Below are 18,421 nucleotides of genomic sequence, written 5' to 3'. Positions count from 1 at the left end.
GGTTCGTTCATCTGACCGAAAACAAGGGAAATCTGTGACTTCTGAAGCTCGTCGTAGTCAACCTTCGACAAATCCCAGTTGCCTTCTTCCATGCTTTTCTTGAACTCTTCTCCATAACGGATAACATTTGACTCTATCATTTCCCTTAGCAAGTCGTTACCTTCACGGGTACGCTCTCCTACTCCGGCAAATACAGAATATCCATTATGTTTTTTTGCAATATTGTTGATAAGTTCCATAATCAATACAGTCTTACCCACACCGGCTCCGCCAAACAGACCCACCTTACCTCCTTTTGCGTATGGAGCTAATAAATCCACTACTTTGATTCCGGTGAATAACACCTCGCGCGTTGTTTGCAGTTCTTCAAACTTAGGCGGTTCTCTATGGATAGGCGCACCATCTTGATTGCTCAAAGGCTTCATTCCATCGATAGAGTTACCGACAACGTTCATCAGACGTCCTTTTACATGGTCACCGATAGGCATTCGAATAGGCGATCCCAGAGGAATCGCTTCAAGCCCACGGCTTAATCCGTCTGTACTGTCCATAGCTACGGCACGCACTGTGTCTTCGCCTATGTGTTGCTTTACTTCGAGAATCAAAGAGCGACCATCAGGTCTTTTAACTTCAAGGGCATCATTGATCTGCGGCAGGTTTAGGGATGGATTGGCTGTATCAAAAAATACATCCACCACCGGCCCGATAACCTGGGATATGTGCCCGACTAATTGTGACATAAGCTTTTGTATTTATTATTGTTTATTTCTAATTTCTTTTGCTTCAACAAATAAAGCCTTATTAACTAAATAAGGTAAGAAGAACTATAATGATATAATCCTATAAATATTTCAAAAACCTCCTTATCTACAGGGATTTTGTGTGAATTAATAAAAGCTTGAGGTATCTATGCGAAATCAATATGGTACCAGACCCCTCTATCAATTGCCGAAGACAAATATAAGCAATATTAATATTTAATAGTATTTTTGTTGGCAGATTTTATAAGTAAACTTATTTTTTTTAAACCTAATTTAACCATAAATAATAAAGTCTTGAACAAATGCCAGCGATAGATACAGGGCATTGAGACAATAGAGCCAAGGGGCTATGATATTCAGTATGGTTTTAGAACAAAGAAAGAGTTTATAGATATTCTTAACAGGAATATTGACATTTATAAAGAAGAATATGATCGTTTTCAAGAAAAGAAATATCCTAATGATTATTTTTAGAATATCTTTGAACTTTGAAATAGACAAATTACAGGTTGTACAAAATAATTATCAATAAATAAAAATAGAGACATGGGAAAAGTATTAATTATCGGAGCCGGAGGAGTCGGAACCGTAGTTGCACATAAGGTCGCACAAAACATGGATGTGTTTACCGAAATAATGCTTGCCAGCCGTACAAAATCGAAATGTGATGCTATTGCTGCGGCCATAGGCGGCAACAAGATACAAACAGCACAGGTAGATGCTGACAACGTGGAAGATCTGAAAAGACTATTCAATTCCTTTAAGCCTGAACTTGTGATCAATGTGGCATTACCTTATCAGGATCTTACTATTATGGACGCATGTCTGGCATGTGGGGTAAACTACCTTGATACTGCTAATTATGAGCCGAAGGAGGAAGCTAAATTCGAATATAAATGGCAATGGGCATATCAGGATAAATTTAAAGAAGCCGGACTTACTGCAATATTAGGTTGTGGTTTTGATCCCGGTGTAACAAGTGTATTTACTGCTTATGCAGCTAAACATCATTTCGATGAGATACATTATCTTGACATTGTAGACTGTAATGCCGGAGATCATGGAAAAGCTTTTGCGACAAACTTCAATCCGGAAATCAATATTCGCGAAGTAACCCAAAAAGGCAAATACTGGGAAAACGGAGAATGGGTAGAAACCGAACCACACGAAATACACAAGCCGTTGAATTATCCTGAAATTGGGCCAAAAGAATCGTATGTTATCTATCATGAGGAACTGGAATCTCTGGTAAAGAATTACCCGACCCTCAAAAGAGCTCGCTTTTGGATGACATTCGGACAAGAGTATCTTACTCACCTTCGTGTAATTCAAAATATCGGTATGTCACGTATCGACCCTATTATTTACAATGGTGTTGAGATTGTCCCAATCCAATTCCTGAAAGCCGTGTTGCCTGATCCGGGCGAACTTGGAGAAAATTATAAAGGTCAAACTTCTATCGGATGCCGCATAAAAGGAATCAAAGATGGAAAAGAACGCACCTACTATGTGTACAACAACTGTTCGCACGAAGATGCTTACAAAGAAACAGGCACACAAGGAGTAAGCTATACAACAGGAGTTCCGGCTACCATAGGCGGTATCATGTTTATGAAAGGCCTGTGGCGCAAACCGGGTGTATTCAATGTTGAAGAATTTAATCCCGATCCGTTTATGGAGCAACTAAACAAACAGGGTTTGCCTTGGCACGAATTGTTTGATATAGATTTGGAAATGTAATAACAACGATATTAAACTTACAGCCCTACAAAGATTAATTTCTCGGTAGGGCTGTTTTATTTTACACCAAAAGGTTGACTTATATTAAGAATCTGTTATTTAAAAGCAAAAAGCTTTTCAGCATTTTCTGTTGTTATTTGTCCAACCTCTTCGGCTGGCAAGCCATATATTTCGGCTAGCTTATTTACGACATTCAATGTATAAGAAGACTCATTCCTTTTTCCTCTGTAAGGAACGGGAGCCAAATAAGGTGAATCTGTTTCGATGATTATAGAAGACAAATCCGTTTCTTTAAGAACTGTTGGCAATGTAGAATTCTTAAACGTGACAACACCGTTGATACCCAACATAAAATTCTTCAACGAAAGAATCCCGTCAAGCTCTTCTAGCGTTCCTCCAAAACTATGAAATACTCCTCTTAGGTGCTGTTCGCCTACATTCTTAATGCAGGATATACATTCGGCTATTGCATCCCTTGAATGTATTGCTACAGGCAAATCATATTCGATACTCCAACGCAGTTGTTCTTCAAAAACTAGCCTCTGCTGCTCCTCAAAAGTTTTATCCCAATAAAGATCAATCCCTATTTCTCCAATTGCAATATATGTGCGTTTAGAAAGCTCTTTTCGGATAATATCTAATTCCTCTTTCCAGTTTTCACCTACACTGGTAGGATGCAACCCCATCATTGGTATACAGTAGCCTGTATATCGATCAGATATATTGTGCAAGCGATTTATAGAAGAAGCATCGATGTTAGGTAGCAGTATTTTCTCTACTCCTGCTTGTTTTGCCCGTTTAATAACATCGTCTATATCGTTGTCAAATTCTTCAGAATAAATATGTGAGTGCGTATCAATAATTCTCATTTCGATCTGTCTGGTTCTCAAATTTTTCTTTTTCTTCTTTTCTCAAATAATATACAACTCCGTACTCCTTACACCTCTCCAAGCGTTCTTTTGGCCGCAAACCGGCAAAGGCTTTCTCTATCTGGTTCCACACCAAAGTCAAAGTAGCGTCTATATCTTCGCGTTGCTGACTTAAACTTTCCAGCTGGCGGGAAGTCGTATTTTGATATGTTTTTTGTGCAAAATATGCATCTTTAAACAGCGAAAATGCGACGTTCACCCGGGCAATTGTAGGATTGTAGATCGGCGTTCCTCCTTGTGAGATACGTGTCTGCTCTCCTTTTATTATATTTTCACCCCAAAAGAGTAACGAATCGTTGCTGGTAAGATCGGGCACAGTAAAATCGCTCGGATCAATCCCGTATAGTTGTTTCACTTCTTTTTTTATCTCATTGCGGATAACACTGAAGTTGAAAACTTGTATAAAATGTGATATATACAATCTTGCGTTTTTTACTAATCGCTGAAATTTACGATTAGCGGTAGCCTGTACTTCGAGGCTATCTCGATATCTCACCTGAGCTGTTTCAAAGTTGCGTAGTAAATGTTGTAGTTTATAAATATCCAGAGTAATTACATTCTGACTAAAAAATGTATTGCTCTTTTCTATTGCCGTTTTCAAAGCCCTTATCCGAGCATTATCAGTATTGGGTAAGCGTCTGTAAGGCATAGTTATAATGTTTCGTGTTATGAAATTCTTGTCATGAGGCTTTCTGCTAATTTATAAAGCTCTTTTTTCCGTGAGGCATCTATACTTACTTTGTCCAGACATGTCACCGCCTGCTTATAGTAATCATTTATTAGATCTTCTGACTTCTGTTTCAAATTCAGTTTATTATATATGGCTGTCACAGCTTTTATTTTCTCCGCTGCATCATAATTCTCTTTATTAACCCAGCTAATCAGATCATCTTTCACTTCTTCGCTCAATAGAGCATTGATAAACAAGAAGGTTTTCTTATTGCAAAGAATATCTCCTCCTATTTTCTTTCCAAAGTTGGAGCTATCTCCGTAAACATCAAGCAGGTCGTCCATAAGCTGAAACCCGAGTCCTACATGAATGCCATAATTATATAGATTTTCAGCATCCTCAGCCGAGGCTCCGGCAACGATAGCACCTTCCTTTAGCGAGCAAGCCAAGAGCACGGCAGTCTTCAAACGTATCATCTCCAAATATTCAGCGATAGTTACATCCATACGTTGCTCAAACTCCATATCGTATTGCTGCCCGCAACATATTTCGGTTGCAGTAGTAGAAAACAAATCTAAAACAGGCTTTAAATATTGGGAATCTATCTTTGCTATCTCTTTATATGCCTCTATCAACATGGCATCGCCCGATAATACAGCAGTATTGTCATTCCATTTGATGTGCACCGTTGGATTTCCTCTGCGCATATCGGCTCTATCCATCAAATCATCGTGAAGCAATGTGAAATTATGAAATATCTCTATACCCAGAGCAATTGGGATCACACGCTCCACATCTTCTTTATACAGGTTGTAAGACATAAGGGATAATGCCGGACGAACACGTTTCCCTCCAAGTGACAGGATATAAGATATTGGCTCGAAAAGAGACTTAGGTGCAGAACTGTATTCTATCTTTTTTATCTCTGTATTTACTATACTCAATATCTCATCAAAAGTATATAAAGAAGCCATGATTTCGTCTGGATTTTAGAGGTTGGACACCGTGATTTTTCGTGTGATAAATTTTGCTTATCTTGATCCCAACAAAGATAACTTTTTAGCTAGAAAAATCAAAATATTATAAAAACTGAATCTATCTAATCAAAAAAGTCCTATTTTTATGGTTCGGTAATAAAAAATGTATTATTAAATGAAAAACAATTATTTACTTATTTTTGCATGTCTCTCTATCATGCAGGCTTGTACGCCCAAGCAAGCCAACCCTGAACAAAAAGTCACCGCAGGAAACCCAATCGTCGAAGGATGGTATGCCGACCCTGAAGGCATAATCTTTGACGACAAATATTGGGTATACCCGACTTATTCTGCACCATATGACGAGCAAGTCTTTATGGATGCCTTTTCATCGCCAGACCTCGTAAACTGGACTAAACACGAACGGATAATCGACACTGCATCTGTCAAATGGGTTAAACGAGCCATGTGGGCTCCGGCAATTCTCAAAAAAGACAACAAGTATTTTCTTTTCTTTGGAGGAAATGATATACAAAGTGATAACGAGTACGGCGGTATTGGTGTAGCCGTTGCCGACAAACCGGAAGGGCCATTCAAAGACTACCTTGGCAAACCTCTGATCGACAAGTTCTATAATGGAGCTCAACCTATCGATCAGTTTGTGTTTAAGGATAAAGATGGTAGCTACTATATCTATTATGGTGGCTGGAAACATTGTAATGTAGCCAAATTGAATGATGACTTCACAGGCCTAGTTCCATTCGAAGATGGAACAATCTATAAAGAAGTAACACCTGAAAACTATGTTGAAGGCCCATTTATGTTTATACATAACAATAAATACTACTTTATGTGGTCGGAAGGCGGATGGACAGGCCCTGACTATAGCGTAGCTTACGCCATCGCAGACAGTCCGTTCGGCCCATTCAAACGTATAGGTAAGATTCTGCAGCAAGATCCAAAAGTAGCTACAGGAGCAGGACACCACTCTGTGATACATGAACCGAAATCGGACAAATGGTATATCGTATATCATCGTCGCCCTCTTACGGAGACAGACGGAAACCACAGAGTTACCTGTATCGATGAAATGCAGTTTGACGAGAACGGATACATAAAACCTGTGGTTATCACCAACGAAGGAGTAAAAGCAAATCCTCTTAAATAATAATTAAATCTAAGTTATGAAGAAAACGTGTTTAGCTGTATTAACAGTATTACTGTTGGCTGTTAGTTGTACAGAAAAAGCTCCCGTAAGCAAATTGACTGAGTCGGGACTCGACAAAGAGAATTTTGAAACAGAAGTAAATGGTAAAAAAGTAGGCCTGTTTGTCTTAAAAAACACAAATGGAATGGAAGTATGCGTTACCAATTACGGTGGACGCATTGTTTCTGTACTTGTACCGGATAAAGATGGCAATAAGAAAGATGTCGTAATCGGGTTCGACTCTATACAAGATTATATTAATGTACCCGGAAATAATTACGGAGCAGCAATAGGTCGCTACGGAAACAGAATCGGAAACGGAACTTTCGAACTTGACGGTGTAAAATATGACTTGCCTAAAAACAACTTTGGTCACACGCTACACGGCGGCGACAAAGGTTTTCATACTGTAGTATTCGATGCCAATCAAATAGATGATAAAACAATCGAACTGACTTATCTTTCGAAAGATGGTGAGGAAGGTTTTCCGGGAAACTTAAAAACCAAAATCACTTATACATTGAAAGATGACAACGCTATTGACATCAANNCAGATAAACCAACAGTGGTAAATCTGACAAACCATACATACTTCAATATGGATGGAGATCCGGACTCAAAAAATACGGATTGGTTACTCATGCTGAATGCTGACAAATACACTCCGGTAGACTCTACATTTATGACTACAGGCGAAATACTTCCTGTAGAAGGAACAGATATGGATTTCCGCACACCAACTGCTATTGGTGCAAGAATAGACAATTATGACTTTGTTCAGTTGAAAAACGGAAAAGGGTATGACCACAACTGGGTATTAAATACAGGTGGAGACATCAATAAAGTAGCAGCTACACTAGAATCGCCTAAAACAGGAATAGTATTGGAAACATATACTACCGAACCGGGACTGCAATTCTATGCGGGCAACTTTATGGATGGTAAAGACAAAGGTAAAAAAGGCAAAGCAAATCAATACCGTGCTGCTGTTTGTCTAGAAACTCAAAAATATCCTGATACACCGAACAAAAAAGACTGGCCTTCGGCAACTCTACGTCCCGGTGAAAAATATACAAGCGAAACAATCTATAAATTCTCTGTAAAGAAATAAGAGATTGAGCTTAAAGAACAAAAAAGAGAAAGATTTGATCTTTCTCTTTTTTTATATTAATCAGCTCATTGCTGTTGATATACAATTAATTTCTCATCAATATTTTGTAGGCGTATAGTCAATGAACTTTTCTAGCCTCTTTATATATACATGCAAGAAGTATAGAGGTATTAATCCGAACACAAAAAAATTTCTTCTCTTCTGTTTGTATAGCTCCGTTTAGTTTCATAGGGCAGGTTCTCTACTTCTTATTTTTCTTGACGCTTTTCTTTACTTCTTTCTTCTCCTCTTTGTCAAATTCTACAGGCTTTACTTTCCACATCAAATCTAATATTTTTGCCTGACGCCTCTGTATATAAGCAGATGGTTTTGCCGAATTAAATCGGATAGGATTAGGAAGCGTTGCCGCTATCAGCGCAGATTCTCCTGCTGTAAGAGCTTTTGCCGATTTCCTGAAATTCACCTGAGCGACAGCCTCAGCACCATATATATTTTTACCCATCTCGATAGAATTGAGATAGACCTCCATAATACGCTCTTTACCCCAGATATGTTCTATAAGGAATGTGTAATATACTTCCAGTCCTTTGCGAATATATGAATGACCCGACCAAAGGAAAACATTCTTTGCTGTTTGCTGACTGATTGTACTTGCACCCCTCTGTCGTTTTCCTTTTTCAGCCTCATTCAAAGCCTTTTCTATCTGATCGAAATCGAATCCTGAGTGGTCGAGGAATAAGTTATCTTCGGAAGCTACTACAGCAAGCGGCAGGTAACCTGAAATCTTATCTATCGAAACCCATTTGTGATGGCAAACGACAGCTTCTCCCGAGAACAATTGCCCCATATTGTTCCATACCATCAATGGAGTATAGTATACAGGAACAAATTTGAATAAAACGACTTGAAATATACTGAACAGAAAAAGAAATATTACAATTCTTTTAGCCCATTTCAACAGTTTCTTTACCATATACGAAATTTAGTATAAACGTCTCACTTTGAACTGCAAAGTAAGTAAAAATTCAATAATTAAGGAAGTAATTAAGAATATATTTTTTATGCAGTTCGGGCTTACAGTAACAAGTTAGACAGATAAATTTCGGCAGTTTAATTCCGAACGATATCAAAAACCTTTCAGGATAATACAGTTTCCAACTACAAATTAAAAAGCCTCTTAAATTACATGAATTTAAAAGGCTCTTCAAACGATTGGTTTACAAAATCAGTTATTATATAACTCCTTGCGCTATCATTGCCCGGGCTACTTTCATAAATCCGGCAACGTTGGCTCCTTTCACATAATTAATATATTCACCTTTGTCTTTTCCAAATTTGAGACATTGTCCATGTATATTTTTCATAATACCATGCAAACGTTGGTCAACTTCTTCGGCACCCCATTGTATATGCATTGCATTCTGACTCATTTCTAAACCAGATGTAGCAACGCCGCCTGCATTCACAGCCTTACCCGGAGCAAAGAGCGCATGCTGCTCGATGAAAAAGTCTACAGCTTCTGCCGTACAGCCCATATTAGACACTTCGGCTACACATGTTACCCCATTAGCTATCAAAGCCTGAGCATCCTGAAGATTCAGCTCATTTTGTATAGCGCAAGGTAAAGCAATGTCCACTTTTTCACCCCAAGGTTTTTTGCCTGCATGAAATACTGCATTCGGAAATTTCTCTGCATAAGGTGCTACAATGTCATTACCCGAGTCGCGCAATTCAAGCATATACTCTATCTTTTCACCACTCACTCCGTCTGCATCATAGATATAACCGTCAGGTCCGGAGATAGTCACCACTTTTGCTCCCAGCTCGGTAGCTTTGAGTGTTGCACCCCACGCTACATTTCCAAAGCCTGAAACAGCGACGGTCTTACCTTTAATGTCTATATTTTTTGCTTTAAGCATTTCATTCACAAAATAGAGAGCTCCAAATCCTGTTGCCTCAGGACGTACCAATGAACCTCCGTATTCCAATCCTTTCCCGGTAAAAGTACCGGTATTTTCACGAGCCAGTTTTTTGTACATACCATACATATAACCTATCTCGCGAGTACCCACACCTATATCTCCGGCAGGAACATCTGTATCAGGGCCAATATTGCGCCAAAGCTCGAGTATAAAAGCCTGACAGAAACGCATAATTTCGGCATTTGACTTTCCTCTCGGACTAAAGTCTGATCCTCCTTTACCACCACCCATCGGCAAAGTAGTGAGCGCATTCTTAAACGTCTGCTCAAACCCTAAGAATTTGAGTGAAGAAAGATTTACCGAAGCGTGAAATCTTAGACCTCCTTTATAAGGGCCAATTGCATTATTGAATTGTACCCGATAGCCGATATTCACCTGAATATCGCCGCGGTCGTCTACCCAAGGCACCTTAAATGTGAATATGCGGTCTGGCTCTACCAGACGTTCTATAATCCGGTTCTTTTCAAATTCGGGGTGTTGGTTATAAACATCTTCGATGGATACAAGCACCTCTTTTACTGCTTGCAAGAATTCGGATTCTCCTGGATGTCTTGCCTCTAAAGATGATAAAATGTCATTAATATTCATAATATAAAGGATTATGTCGGTTATTTTACTATACAAAAATATAAATAAAGAAGTTATTTATATCAATTTATTTTTAAAAAATTCATCTATAATAGCATGATTTATAACATATAATAATTTAACATTATCAAATTTCCAGAGATATTGTTTTAATTCTTATTTTTGTTTTCCACAACACTGAAAATCATGACTAATATTTACGAAATAGCGAATAAATTAAGAGCAGAATCAAAACATTTACCAATTAACAGAATAGAACTGGAAGATGCTTTGAACACATTGATACACCGTGTACTATTCCCTATTTGCGATCAGGAAAAATCGAGAGAGAAAAAGCTGTATTACTTTTACTCCATTATGGTGGAGAATATTTCAGCTTTGCTGGATAGGGCTCAAGCAGAAGAAACAGTCGGAAAATTCATTTCTCATCTACCGGAACTACAAGACCAACTATATGACGAAGCGGAAGTATATTACAAAAACGATCCGGCTGCAAAATCGATAGAAGAGGTAATCTTAACTTACCCCGGTTTTTTTGCGCAGGTAGTTTACCGTATATCGCATGAGTTCTACAAGATGAAAACGCCAATTATCCCTCGCCTATTTTCTGAATATGCACACTCTAAAGTGGGAATAGACATCAACCCCGGAGCAGAGATAGGAAAAGCTTTTTATATAGACCATGGTACGGGGATCGTTATCGGCGAAACAACAATCATCGGCGATAATGTAAAAATATATCAAGGCGTTACTCTCGGAGCTTTATTTGTAACCAAAGGTTTAGCGAACGAAAAAAGGCACCCGACCATCGAGAACAATGTGGTTATATATGCAGGAGCAACAATCTTGGGAGGTAATACCGTTGTAGGACACGACTCTACCATCGGAGGTAACGCCTGGCTGACAAAGAGTGTGGTACCATACTCATTAGTACAACAAAATGCAGAAATCAGAATACACAATACCCTAAAAACAGGTGAACATATTCTGGATTTTAATATATAGTTCAAAGCAGCCAATATTAATACAATGAAAAAGCTTTTGGTTTTAGTTGCTTTTTTGGTTTTATACGCTTGTATGATTCATGCACAGCTCCCCATCCCTGAATTTAAATGTGGGGTAGGAACTCTTTCAGGAAAGATACTCGGAAATGTACCAAAAGAACAAAAAACTGAAACACTTAATATCCGAATAAATAGAATAGGCTTCGACAATATTGGCTCTGAAATACCAATTGAGGACAACGGTACATTTAGTTTTAATATACCTATATTTACAGTTAGCCTCTGCGTTATAGAATCTCCTATTTACAGTGGGCTTATATATCTGTTACCAAATGAAAATACAAAGCTTAATATTTCTTTTGATAATAATGGCGAAAAGCACGTCAGTATAGAAAACAGCCTAAGTCCTCCGTTTAATTATATGAACATGGGAGACAAGCTGCTGGAAATATGTATGGGTAAAGATTTTGGTGTAGATGTAAATGATTACAATATTACCCCTAACGAATATGCACTAATTAGTAAGAAAGCATTATCTAACATCCTAGAAAAGCTGGAAGAAAGAAGTGACTTATCTGAAAACTTGAAGCTTATTATGGGCTGTGAGTTAAAAGCTCTTTTTTCTAATTTTTATATTTTAAACTACTCTCAAACAATAAAGAATAAATATAAGTTACATGACGACGAGAGTAATTACACGCCAACCGAGCCTGATATTTCGTATTATTCTATATTGAAAGACTTAAAGTTGAACAACCCATATTATCTATACTCGCCTTCCTATCAAATATTAATACAAAACTTACTAAATATCAACAACATTGGAATACCTCCTATTGAGATGTACTCTCTTGACGTGTGGAAAGATAAAACAGACTCGATCGTAAAATATATTATTGATGATGATCATTCTTTTTTCGACAAGATGTTAATTCTAAATGCATATACAAAGCAATTGAATGAATTAAAACCTCTGAGTGAATCGCAAAAAAAAGATATAAAATCTTATTACAAAGAAGAAGCTTTCTCTGAGATGTTATTTACGGAGAATGAAAAAGTAATAAAACTCATTCAATCCGATAGCTCTTCGAAAGATTTTAAGATTAATGAAACACCCAAAGTTTCAAAAGAACTGTTGATAAGCAGAATATTACAAAAATATGAAGGCAAAGTTGTTTTCATTGACTTTTGGGCAACATGGTGTGGTCCATGTTTGAAAAACATGAAACAAATAGAACCTGTAAAAAAAGAACTAACAGGAAAAGATGTTGTATTTGTATATATAACAAATCATACTTCTGTACGGAAGGCTTGGGAAGAAAAAGTTTCACAAATAGGAGGTGAACATTATTATCTGGACGAAAAAACATGGGATTATCTCAAAAATGATTTACAATTAATAGGAGTTCCAACCTATCTAATTTATGATAAATCAGGAGCACTGAAACATAAGGGTAACTCGATGGAGCCGAACAAAATGAGAAAGTGGATAAATGAATTATTGTAATACATTTTGAAATCCAAAGAAATAGGATAATAGAATATTTTTCGTACTTTCGTATAAAATAACTTTGTAGCTGAAAAAAAGCCAATGGAAGAAGTTCGTAAAAGTCCCTCATCGCTAATCAGAAGCACTTTTGTAGAGGCAATAGATACCCTATCAAAAGATTACCAAGGCAGCTCACTCACCGATGTATTTATTACTGTAGATAAAGAAAGTGGTGAAGTTGCATTCTATGATGATGAAGAGAACAAAGTCGCTGAAATCGTTATTTTCGACTGGGTAGATAAAGTTGAAGAGTTGAGCGACGATAAGGTTATTTCTATTCTAAGAGAAGTTACAGAAGAGTTGGATAAAGAAGAAATGTTTTCATCTTTAGACCTATACAAACCTTTTTCTGTAAACTATGCCGACGACAATCTTGAGGTAATAGAAGAGTTGTTGCTTATAAACGAAGATTCGACAATCAAGTTAGACAACGACCTGATGGAAAAGTTTGATCGTGAATTCGACGACTTTCTTAATAAGTTATTGAATGAGTAGAAGTTTTTATACCTCTACTCCTATCATCAGTTTACCCTTTTCTACATAACTCATATCANNAGAAGCATTGCCAATATACTCATTCCGTGTGATATAATAAGGATATTACCATTTCCTTTTCGTATCTCCTTTTCGGCAATCTCTTTCAAACTGGCCTGAGTACGTTGTTCTACCTGAGAAAAATTTTCAGCCATCCCCAGCTTATCTATTTTTTTTATGGCATTCAACACATCTCTGTAATTGATTTTCTTCGCTAATATATCTTTATACATTGCATCTACAGATGTGTAATGCAGATAAAGAGCCGCACTATTCCACATCGTATGATTGAAATCGGCTTCGAAACCACCAAAACACGCCTCACGCAGTCCGGACATTTCATATACAGGTATATCTTTTTGCCCTTTGGCCTCCAGAATAACCTCTACAGTTTGTCTTGTCCTGCGAAGATCGCTACAATATGCGGTTCTAAATACCACATCATTGAGACCATGTCCCAAATAACGGGCTACATCAATCCCCTCATCAGTAAGAGGAGAATCACACCACCCCTGAACTCTATCAAGAGTATTCATCAACGTTTTGCCGTGACGGGCAACATATAATGTTATTTTTGAATTCATTTTTTCTTATTCCCAATTTATATAATCAGCAAAAGCCTTGTCAAACATATCCGGCTTTGCCACTTTACCATTAATCAAACAAACTACCTCTATAACAGCGTCGGCACACAAAGTGTTGTCGGGCACACGGACGATTTGTTGATGAAAAAGATACCGAAGACCTTTGCGCATGATCTTAATACTACACACAAATTCTTCCGATCCCCGTAAAGAATTCCGATAGCTAATATTTACATTACGCACCACAGGTAGTATATTCGCTTCGGTGAGATCACGCAAACGAAGTCCACACTTCTCCATCAACTCGTGACGTGTAGCTTCAAAATAATGTAAATAAATAGCATTATTAACCACACCTTGCGAATCGCATTCGTAGTCGCGAACTTTCATTTTGTTTTCAAACGTGAGTGCCATAAGCCTATCTGCTAATATTCCGTTTATTGTAAAATATATTTACCCAAAACCTCATCAAAAATTTGAGGCTTTCCTACTTTACCATTCACCATACAGGCAATCTCAAACCGAGCTGTAGAACAAACCTTGTTATCCCTTAAACGAACTATTTTCTGATTGAAAATAGTTCGTATTCCTTCTCTTTCGATAGAATCGACGGTACAAATAAAGTCGTTACTACCACGCAAAGAATGCTTGTAACGGATATATACACTCACTACTACCGCATCTACACCTTGCTGATGCAATTCATAAAAATTAAGATTATGCTTTTCCAAAAATTCATGGCGCACAACTTCGTAGTAATGTTGGTAATTAGCATTATTGACAATACCTTGTGCATCGCATTCATAGTCGCGCACCTTCATTGCCTGTTCGAATAGAGTTTTTTTCTCTTCCATTTTTATATTTTAGTTCTACGAAACTTCAAAAAAGGAATAAAGGCAACAGCTATTTATAATATTTTAGCTGTTACCTTTCTATCCTTTACTTATGAATATCATTCGATATCCAAATGCAGATAATTTTATTTTTTAGTGATTACATTTTTCACCCACTCTCTTGCATTTACAAATGCTTCTATCCAAGGAGTAAAATCATCTCTACGATGTTCGAATGGCAGATATGCACATTGCCAAGGGAACAAAGAGCGTTCAAGGTGAGGCATAATAGCCAAGTGACGCCCATCCTTAGAAACAACACCTGCAATATCATAATCAGAACCATTAGGGTTGCCCGGATATTCGCTGTAAATATATTTAGCTATAACATTGTATTCCGATTCAGCCTTTGGCATCGAGAAACGTCCTTCACCATGTGCTACCCATATACCAAGCTTACTGCCCGATAGAGAACCAAACATAACAGATTCGTTCTTAGGAATCTCCACACTAACATACGTAGATTCAAACTTATGAGAAGCATTATGTTCCATCTTAGGTTTCACATCATGGTCTGGATATACCAGCCCAAGCTCCATCATCAGCTGACAGCCGTTGCACACACCAAGACTCAATGTATCTTCACGTTGGTAATACTTGCGAAGAGTATCTTTCGCTTTTTCGTTGTACATGAAGCTTCCTGCCCAACCTTTAGCCGAACCAAGTACATCCGAATTAGAAAAGCCTCCGCAGAATACAATCAGATTGATATCCTCAAGCGTTTCTCTACCAGAAGCTAAGTCTGTCATATGTACGTCTTTCACATCAAACCCTGCAAGATACAAGGAATATGCCATCTCACGTTCTCCATTAGTTCCTTTCTCTCTGATAATGGCCGCTTTTAGTCCGGTAGGATTTACTCTGTCCGGATCGATACCAAACTGAGCAAATTTGCCTGTAAAAGATGGATTATAGTTAAACTGTAATGGCTGATTTTTATAGTTCTGGAAACGCTCTGCGGCTAGTTTCTCTCCGCTTTGCTTTTTATCGAGCAAGTATGAAGATTCGAACCATACGTCACGCAGCTCGTCTATATCAAATTCTTGAACAAATGTATCTTTCTGAATTACCAGTTTTCTCTCCTCGATTGGTCTGGCAATAATCGCAAAACCAATACCATAATCATCAAGGATTTTTTCTACCAGATGATGATGTTTTACCTGAATAAGAATACCCGGATTTTCGGAGAACAATACTTTTATTATATCTGCATGATGCAACTTATCTAAGCGAGATTCAAGACCTCCCTGAGGATTTGCAAAACACATTTCAAGCATTGCGGTAACAAGACCTCCAGCTGAAATATCATGTCCAGCAAGTATCAGTCCTCTGTCTATTAACTCCTGAACAGCATTAAATGCATTTTTGAAATATTCAGTATCCTGAACGGTTGGCACTTCCTCTCCCAGCTTATTCATAGTCTGAGCAAAAGCCGAACCTCCAAGTTTGAAGGTATCGAAAGAGAAATCTATATAATAGAGGTACGTTCCTTTTATGTATGCCAATACAGGAGAAACGATCTTGCGTATATTCTTTACTTCACCTGCTGCCGAGATGATCACAGTGCCCGGTGAATATACTTTTTCGTCTCCGTATTTCTGAGTCATCGAAAGAGAGTCCTTACCTGTCGGAATATTTACCCCCAGTTCGCAAGCAAACTCAGAGCATGCTTCTACAGCTTTGTATAAGCGGGCATCTTCTCCCGGATTTTTACAAGGCCACATCCAGTTAGCACTCAAAGAAATACCCTTCAACCCATCTTCGATAGGTGCAAAAATTATATTTGTAAGCGATTCGGCAATAGCAAGCACCGAACCTGCCGCCGGGTCTACCATCGCAGCCTGGGGCGCATGTCCTATAGATGTTGCTATCCCTGCTTTTCCTTTATAATCTAAAGCCACAGCTCCAAGGTCACTCAGTGGTAACTGAATTTCTCCTTGTGTCTGCTGACGGGCAACTTTACCTGTCACCGAACGGTCAACCTTGTTTGTCAACCAGTCTTTACAAGCAACAGCCTCTAGTTGTAGTACATTTTTTATATAGTCTTCCAGTTTTGAGAGATCATATTCCGGATTGGTATATTCTTCTTCAAGCGTATCGTCGCGCATTATTGTTTTAGGCGCTTTACCAAAAAAGTCTTCCAACTTCAGGTCTATCGGACGTTTTCCGTCAGCTTGTTCAAACACCAACTTCATATCGTTAGTAGTTTCACCTACGACGTACATCGGTGAACGCTCACGTTGAGCAATTCGTTCTATTTTATCTACAGCTTCTTCTGGAATAAGCAAGCCCATACGTTCCTGACTTTCATTTCCTACAATTTCTTTCGAAGACAAAGTAGGGTCTCCCACAGGCAGTTTAGATACATCTATCTTTCCTCCCGTAGCTTCTATCAGTTCCGATAAACAATTCAAATGCCCTCCTGCTCCATGATCGTGAATAGACACGATCGGATTGTCTTTCGATTCTGCTAAAGCACGAATAACATTAGCTGCACGCTTTTGCATTTCGGGATTTGCACGCTGTACGGCGTTCAGTTCTATTCCGCTTGAGTACTGACCTGTATCAACAGAAGAAACAGCTCCACCGCCCATACCGATACGATAATTATCACCACCCAGTATTACTACTTTTTCTCCGGGTTTAGGTTCGCCTTTGAGCGCATCGCGCTTGTTGGCGTATCCTACCCCTCCGGCTAGCATAATTACTTTATCGAAAGCAAATTTCTTTCTGTTTTCTTCATGCTCGAATGTAAGTAATGACCCACAAATCAGCGGTTGACCAAATTTATTTCCGAAATCAGAAGCACCGTTAGATGCTTTTATCAGTATCTCCTCCGGAGTCTGATATAGCCAAGGTCTTTCTTCAATAGCTTCCTCCCATGCTTTTCCTTTTTTGGTTCTTGGGTAAGAAGTCATATAAACGGCTGTTCCTGCAATAGGCAAGGAAGCTTTACCTCCACCCAGACGGTCACGAATTTCGCCTCCCGAACCTGTAGCCGCACCATTGAACGGCTCTACAGTTGTAGGGAAATTATGCGTCTCGGCTTTCAGAGAGATAACCGATTTGATCGGTGTTACCTCAAAATAACTTGGTTTGTCTCCTTCTGTAGGAGCAAACTGTTCTATTTGAGGCCCCATATTGAAGGCTACATTATCTTTATATGCCGAAACTAATTTGTTCGGATTTGTTTGAGATGTCTTTTTTATCAGTTTAAATAAAGAACTTTCTTTTTCTTCACCATCAATGATAAAAGTTCCATTAAATATTTTGTGGCGGCAATGCTCTGAATTCACTTGAGAGAATCCAAACACCTCGCTATCTGTCAACTTACGCCCCAATCGTTGGCTTACACTGTTCAGATATTCAACCTCATCTTCACTTAAGGCTAAACCTTCCTGCTGGTTATATGCTTCGATATCATCGATCTCTATAATAGGTTCCGGCGTCTTATCTATTGTAAAAATACGCTGATTAAGCCCATTGTATATACGTTGGAGCATAGAATCATGCTCTGCATCGGTACTTGCGACAGAAAAAAATTCTTCGATACGCACAATTCCCTCTATCCCCATATTCTGGGTAATTTCCACAGCATTTGTACTCCATGGGGTTATCATCTCGCGGCGAGGACCAACAAAAAAGCCTGAAACTTCATCAGAATCAAGCATAGTTGCACCACTGAATGCCCATGTCAGGCGTTGGATAAAATCATCGTTGAGGGTGGAGCTTGTTTGAACAGCAATAATGTTCCCGGAAGGGGTTTGAAAGAAAGAAACCATATTTTTATTTCAAGTTAATGATTGACTTATAATAGGCATACAAAGGTAATGAAAAGTGACAATATATAGAAAGAAAAAGGAAAAATAGCAAACGCCTTTTATTACAGCTT

Annotated in this window: 15 protein-coding genes and 1 pseudogene; 6 read left to right on the top strand and 10 right to left on the bottom strand. The window is 38.3% G+C overall.

From position 1 onward, the window contains the following. Positions 1 to 740 (bottom strand): annotated as a pseudogene (locus B3P17_RS12085) (F0F1 ATP synthase subunit beta); the annotation flags it as partial. A gap of 567 nt (positions 741 to 1,307) precedes the next feature. On the opposite strand from B3P17_RS12085, the gene B3P17_RS12080 reads away from it, so the two are divergent. Continuing rightward, positions 1,308 to 2,501, top strand: coding sequence for a saccharopine dehydrogenase family protein (locus tag B3P17_RS12080; protein ID WP_135103691.1), 1,194 nt, complete (start codon positions 1,308 to 1,310; stop codon positions 2,499 to 2,501). A 95-nt stretch (positions 2,502 to 2,596) separates the two neighbouring features. On the opposite strand, the gene B3P17_RS12075 is transcribed toward B3P17_RS12080, so the two are convergent. Genes B3P17_RS12075 through B3P17_RS12065 form a run of 3 tightly spaced genes read right to left on the bottom strand, consistent with a single transcriptional unit; the run spans position 2,597 to position 5,074 of the window. Further along, positions 2,597 to 3,370 carry a TatD family hydrolase gene (locus tag B3P17_RS12075; protein ID WP_252639187.1) on the bottom strand — a complete coding sequence of 258 codons (774 nt, stop codon included), beginning with the start codon at positions 3,368 to 3,370 and terminating at the stop codon, positions 2,597 to 2,599. Continuing rightward, positions 3,357 to 4,079 (bottom strand): hypothetical protein, encoded by a 723-nt coding sequence (locus tag B3P17_RS12070; protein WP_252639189.1) that lies wholly within the window; start codon positions 4,077 to 4,079, stop codon positions 3,357 to 3,359. Before B3P17_RS12070 ends, B3P17_RS12075 begins: the two co-directional genes overlap by 14 nt. A gap of 17 nt (positions 4,080 to 4,096) precedes the next feature. Continuing rightward, complete coding sequence (locus B3P17_RS12065) at positions 4,097 to 5,074, bottom strand: polyprenyl synthetase family protein (protein WP_252639190.1); 978 nt, start codon at positions 5,072 to 5,074, stop codon at positions 4,097 to 4,099. Between the two features lie 178 nt (positions 5,075 to 5,252). Here B3P17_RS12065 and B3P17_RS12060 point away from each other — a divergent pair, with 178 nt between their 5' ends. Continuing rightward, positions 5,253 to 6,245: a glycoside hydrolase family 43 protein gene (locus B3P17_RS12060; protein ID WP_252639192.1), complete on the top strand. Its 993-nt coding sequence runs from the start codon at positions 5,253 to 5,255 to the stop codon at positions 6,243 to 6,245. A gap of 16 nt (positions 6,246 to 6,261) precedes the next feature. Beyond that, complete coding sequence (locus tag B3P17_RS12055; RefSeq protein ID WP_291105636.1) at positions 6,262 to 7,395, top strand: aldose epimerase family protein; 1,134 nt, start codon at positions 6,262 to 6,264, stop codon at positions 7,393 to 7,395. 241 nt (positions 7,396 to 7,636) lie between these two features. Here B3P17_RS12055 and mtgA read toward each other — a convergent pair whose 3' ends face one another. Next, a complete protein-coding gene (gene mtgA, locus B3P17_RS12050) occupies positions 7,637 to 8,368 on the bottom strand; it encodes a monofunctional biosynthetic peptidoglycan transglycosylase (protein WP_252639194.1) in 732 nt (243 codons plus the stop codon). A 259-nt stretch (positions 8,369 to 8,627) separates the two neighbouring features. Beyond that, positions 8,628 to 9,965, bottom strand: coding sequence for an NADP-specific glutamate dehydrogenase (gene gdhA, locus B3P17_RS12045; RefSeq protein ID WP_252639195.1), 1,338 nt, complete (start codon positions 9,963 to 9,965; stop codon positions 8,628 to 8,630). Positions 9,966 to 10,151: 186 nt separating this feature from the next. Here gdhA and epsC point away from each other — a divergent pair, with 186 nt between their 5' ends. The 3 genes from epsC (at position 10,152) to B3P17_RS12030 (ending at position 13,013) form a co-directional block, all read left to right on the top strand. After that, positions 10,152 to 10,970: a serine O-acetyltransferase EpsC gene (gene epsC / locus B3P17_RS12040; RefSeq protein WP_006842265.1), complete on the top strand. Its 819-nt coding sequence runs from the start codon at positions 10,152 to 10,154 to the stop codon at positions 10,968 to 10,970. 24 nt (positions 10,971 to 10,994) lie between these two features. Next, positions 10,995 to 12,476, top strand: coding sequence for a TlpA family protein disulfide reductase (locus tag B3P17_RS12035; protein WP_252639196.1), 1,482 nt, complete (start codon positions 10,995 to 10,997; stop codon positions 12,474 to 12,476). A gap of 84 nt (positions 12,477 to 12,560) precedes the next feature. Next, the gene (locus tag B3P17_RS12030; protein ID WP_252639198.1) at positions 12,561 to 13,013 is read left to right on the top strand and encodes a hypothetical protein; all 453 of its coding nucleotides are present in this window, start codon (positions 12,561 to 12,563) and stop codon (positions 13,011 to 13,013) included. A gap of 50 nt (positions 13,014 to 13,063) precedes the next feature. Here B3P17_RS12030 and B3P17_RS12025 read toward each other — a convergent pair whose 3' ends face one another. From B3P17_RS12025 to purL, 4 genes are all read right to left on the bottom strand, one after another. Beyond that, positions 13,064 to 13,588 (bottom strand): histidine phosphatase family protein, encoded by a 525-nt coding sequence (locus B3P17_RS12025; RefSeq protein ID WP_422653396.1) that lies wholly within the window; start codon positions 13,586 to 13,588, stop codon positions 13,064 to 13,066. 54 nt (positions 13,589 to 13,642) lie between these two features. Further along, positions 13,643 to 14,050, bottom strand: a complete 408-nt coding sequence (locus B3P17_RS12020) for an acyl-CoA thioesterase (RefSeq protein ID WP_252639202.1) — start codon at positions 14,048 to 14,050, stop codon at positions 13,643 to 13,645. A 23-nt stretch (positions 14,051 to 14,073) separates the two neighbouring features. Beyond that, positions 14,074 to 14,490 carry an acyl-CoA thioesterase gene (locus B3P17_RS12015; RefSeq protein WP_252639203.1) on the bottom strand — a complete coding sequence of 139 codons (417 nt, stop codon included), beginning with the start codon at positions 14,488 to 14,490 and terminating at the stop codon, positions 14,074 to 14,076. A 125-nt stretch (positions 14,491 to 14,615) separates the two neighbouring features. Then, on the bottom strand, positions 14,616 to 18,311 hold the full coding sequence (gene purL, locus B3P17_RS12010) for a phosphoribosylformylglycinamidine synthase (protein ID WP_291105629.1): 3,696 nt from the start codon (positions 18,309 to 18,311) through the stop codon (positions 14,616 to 14,618). Between the last annotated feature and the right edge of the window lie 110 nt (positions 18,312 to 18,421).

The sequence above is a fragment of the Dysgonomonas sp. UBA7630 genome, assembly GCF_002483985.1.
Classification (GTDB): Bacteria; Bacteroidota; Bacteroidia; order Bacteroidales; family Dysgonomonadaceae; genus Dysgonomonas.
The sequence above is the reverse complement of the archived record's forward strand: the minus strand, read 5'-3'. Positions and strand labels throughout refer to the sequence as shown.

Bases quoted from the DNA above. Each gene is read 5' to 3' on its own strand.
- B3P17_RS12080 (WP_135103691.1), top strand. From the start codon at position 1,308: ATGGGAAAAGTATTAATTATCGGAGCCGGAGGAGTCGGAACCGTAGTT.
- B3P17_RS12075 (WP_252639187.1), bottom strand. From the start codon at position 3,370: ATGAGAATTATTGATACGCACTCACATATTTATTCTGAAGAATTTGAC.
- B3P17_RS12070 (WP_252639189.1), bottom strand. From the start codon at position 4,079: ATGCCTTACAGACGCTTACCCAATACTGATAATGCTCGGATAAGGGCT.
- B3P17_RS12065 (WP_252639190.1), bottom strand. From the start codon at position 5,074: ATGGCTTCTTTATATACTTTTGATGAGATATTGAGTATAGTAAATACA.
- B3P17_RS12060 (WP_252639192.1), top strand. From the start codon at position 5,253: ATGAAAAACAATTATTTACTTATTTTTGCATGTCTCTCTATCATGCAG.
- mtgA (WP_252639194.1), bottom strand. From the start codon at position 8,368: ATGGTAAAGAAACTGTTGAAATGGGCTAAAAGAATTGTAATATTTCTT.
- gdhA (WP_252639195.1), bottom strand. From the start codon at position 9,965: ATGAATATTAATGACATTTTATCATCTTTAGAGGCAAGACATCCAGGA.
- epsC (WP_006842265.1), top strand. From the start codon at position 10,152: ATGACTAATATTTACGAAATAGCGAATAAATTAAGAGCAGAATCAAAA.
- B3P17_RS12035 (WP_252639196.1), top strand. From the start codon at position 10,995: ATGAAAAAGCTTTTGGTTTTAGTTGCTTTTTTGGTTTTATACGCTTGT.
- B3P17_RS12030 (WP_252639198.1), top strand. From the start codon at position 12,561: ATGGAAGAAGTTCGTAAAAGTCCCTCATCGCTAATCAGAAGCACTTTT.
- B3P17_RS12020 (WP_252639202.1), bottom strand. From the start codon at position 14,050: ATGGCACTCACGTTTGAAAACAAAATGAAAGTTCGCGACTACGAATGC.
- B3P17_RS12015 (WP_252639203.1), bottom strand. From the start codon at position 14,490: ATGGAAGAGAAAAAAACTCTATTCGAACAGGCAATGAAGGTGCGCGAC.
- purL (WP_291105629.1), bottom strand. From the start codon at position 18,311: ATGGTTTCTTTCTTTCAAACCCCTTCCGGGAACATTATTGCTGTTCAA.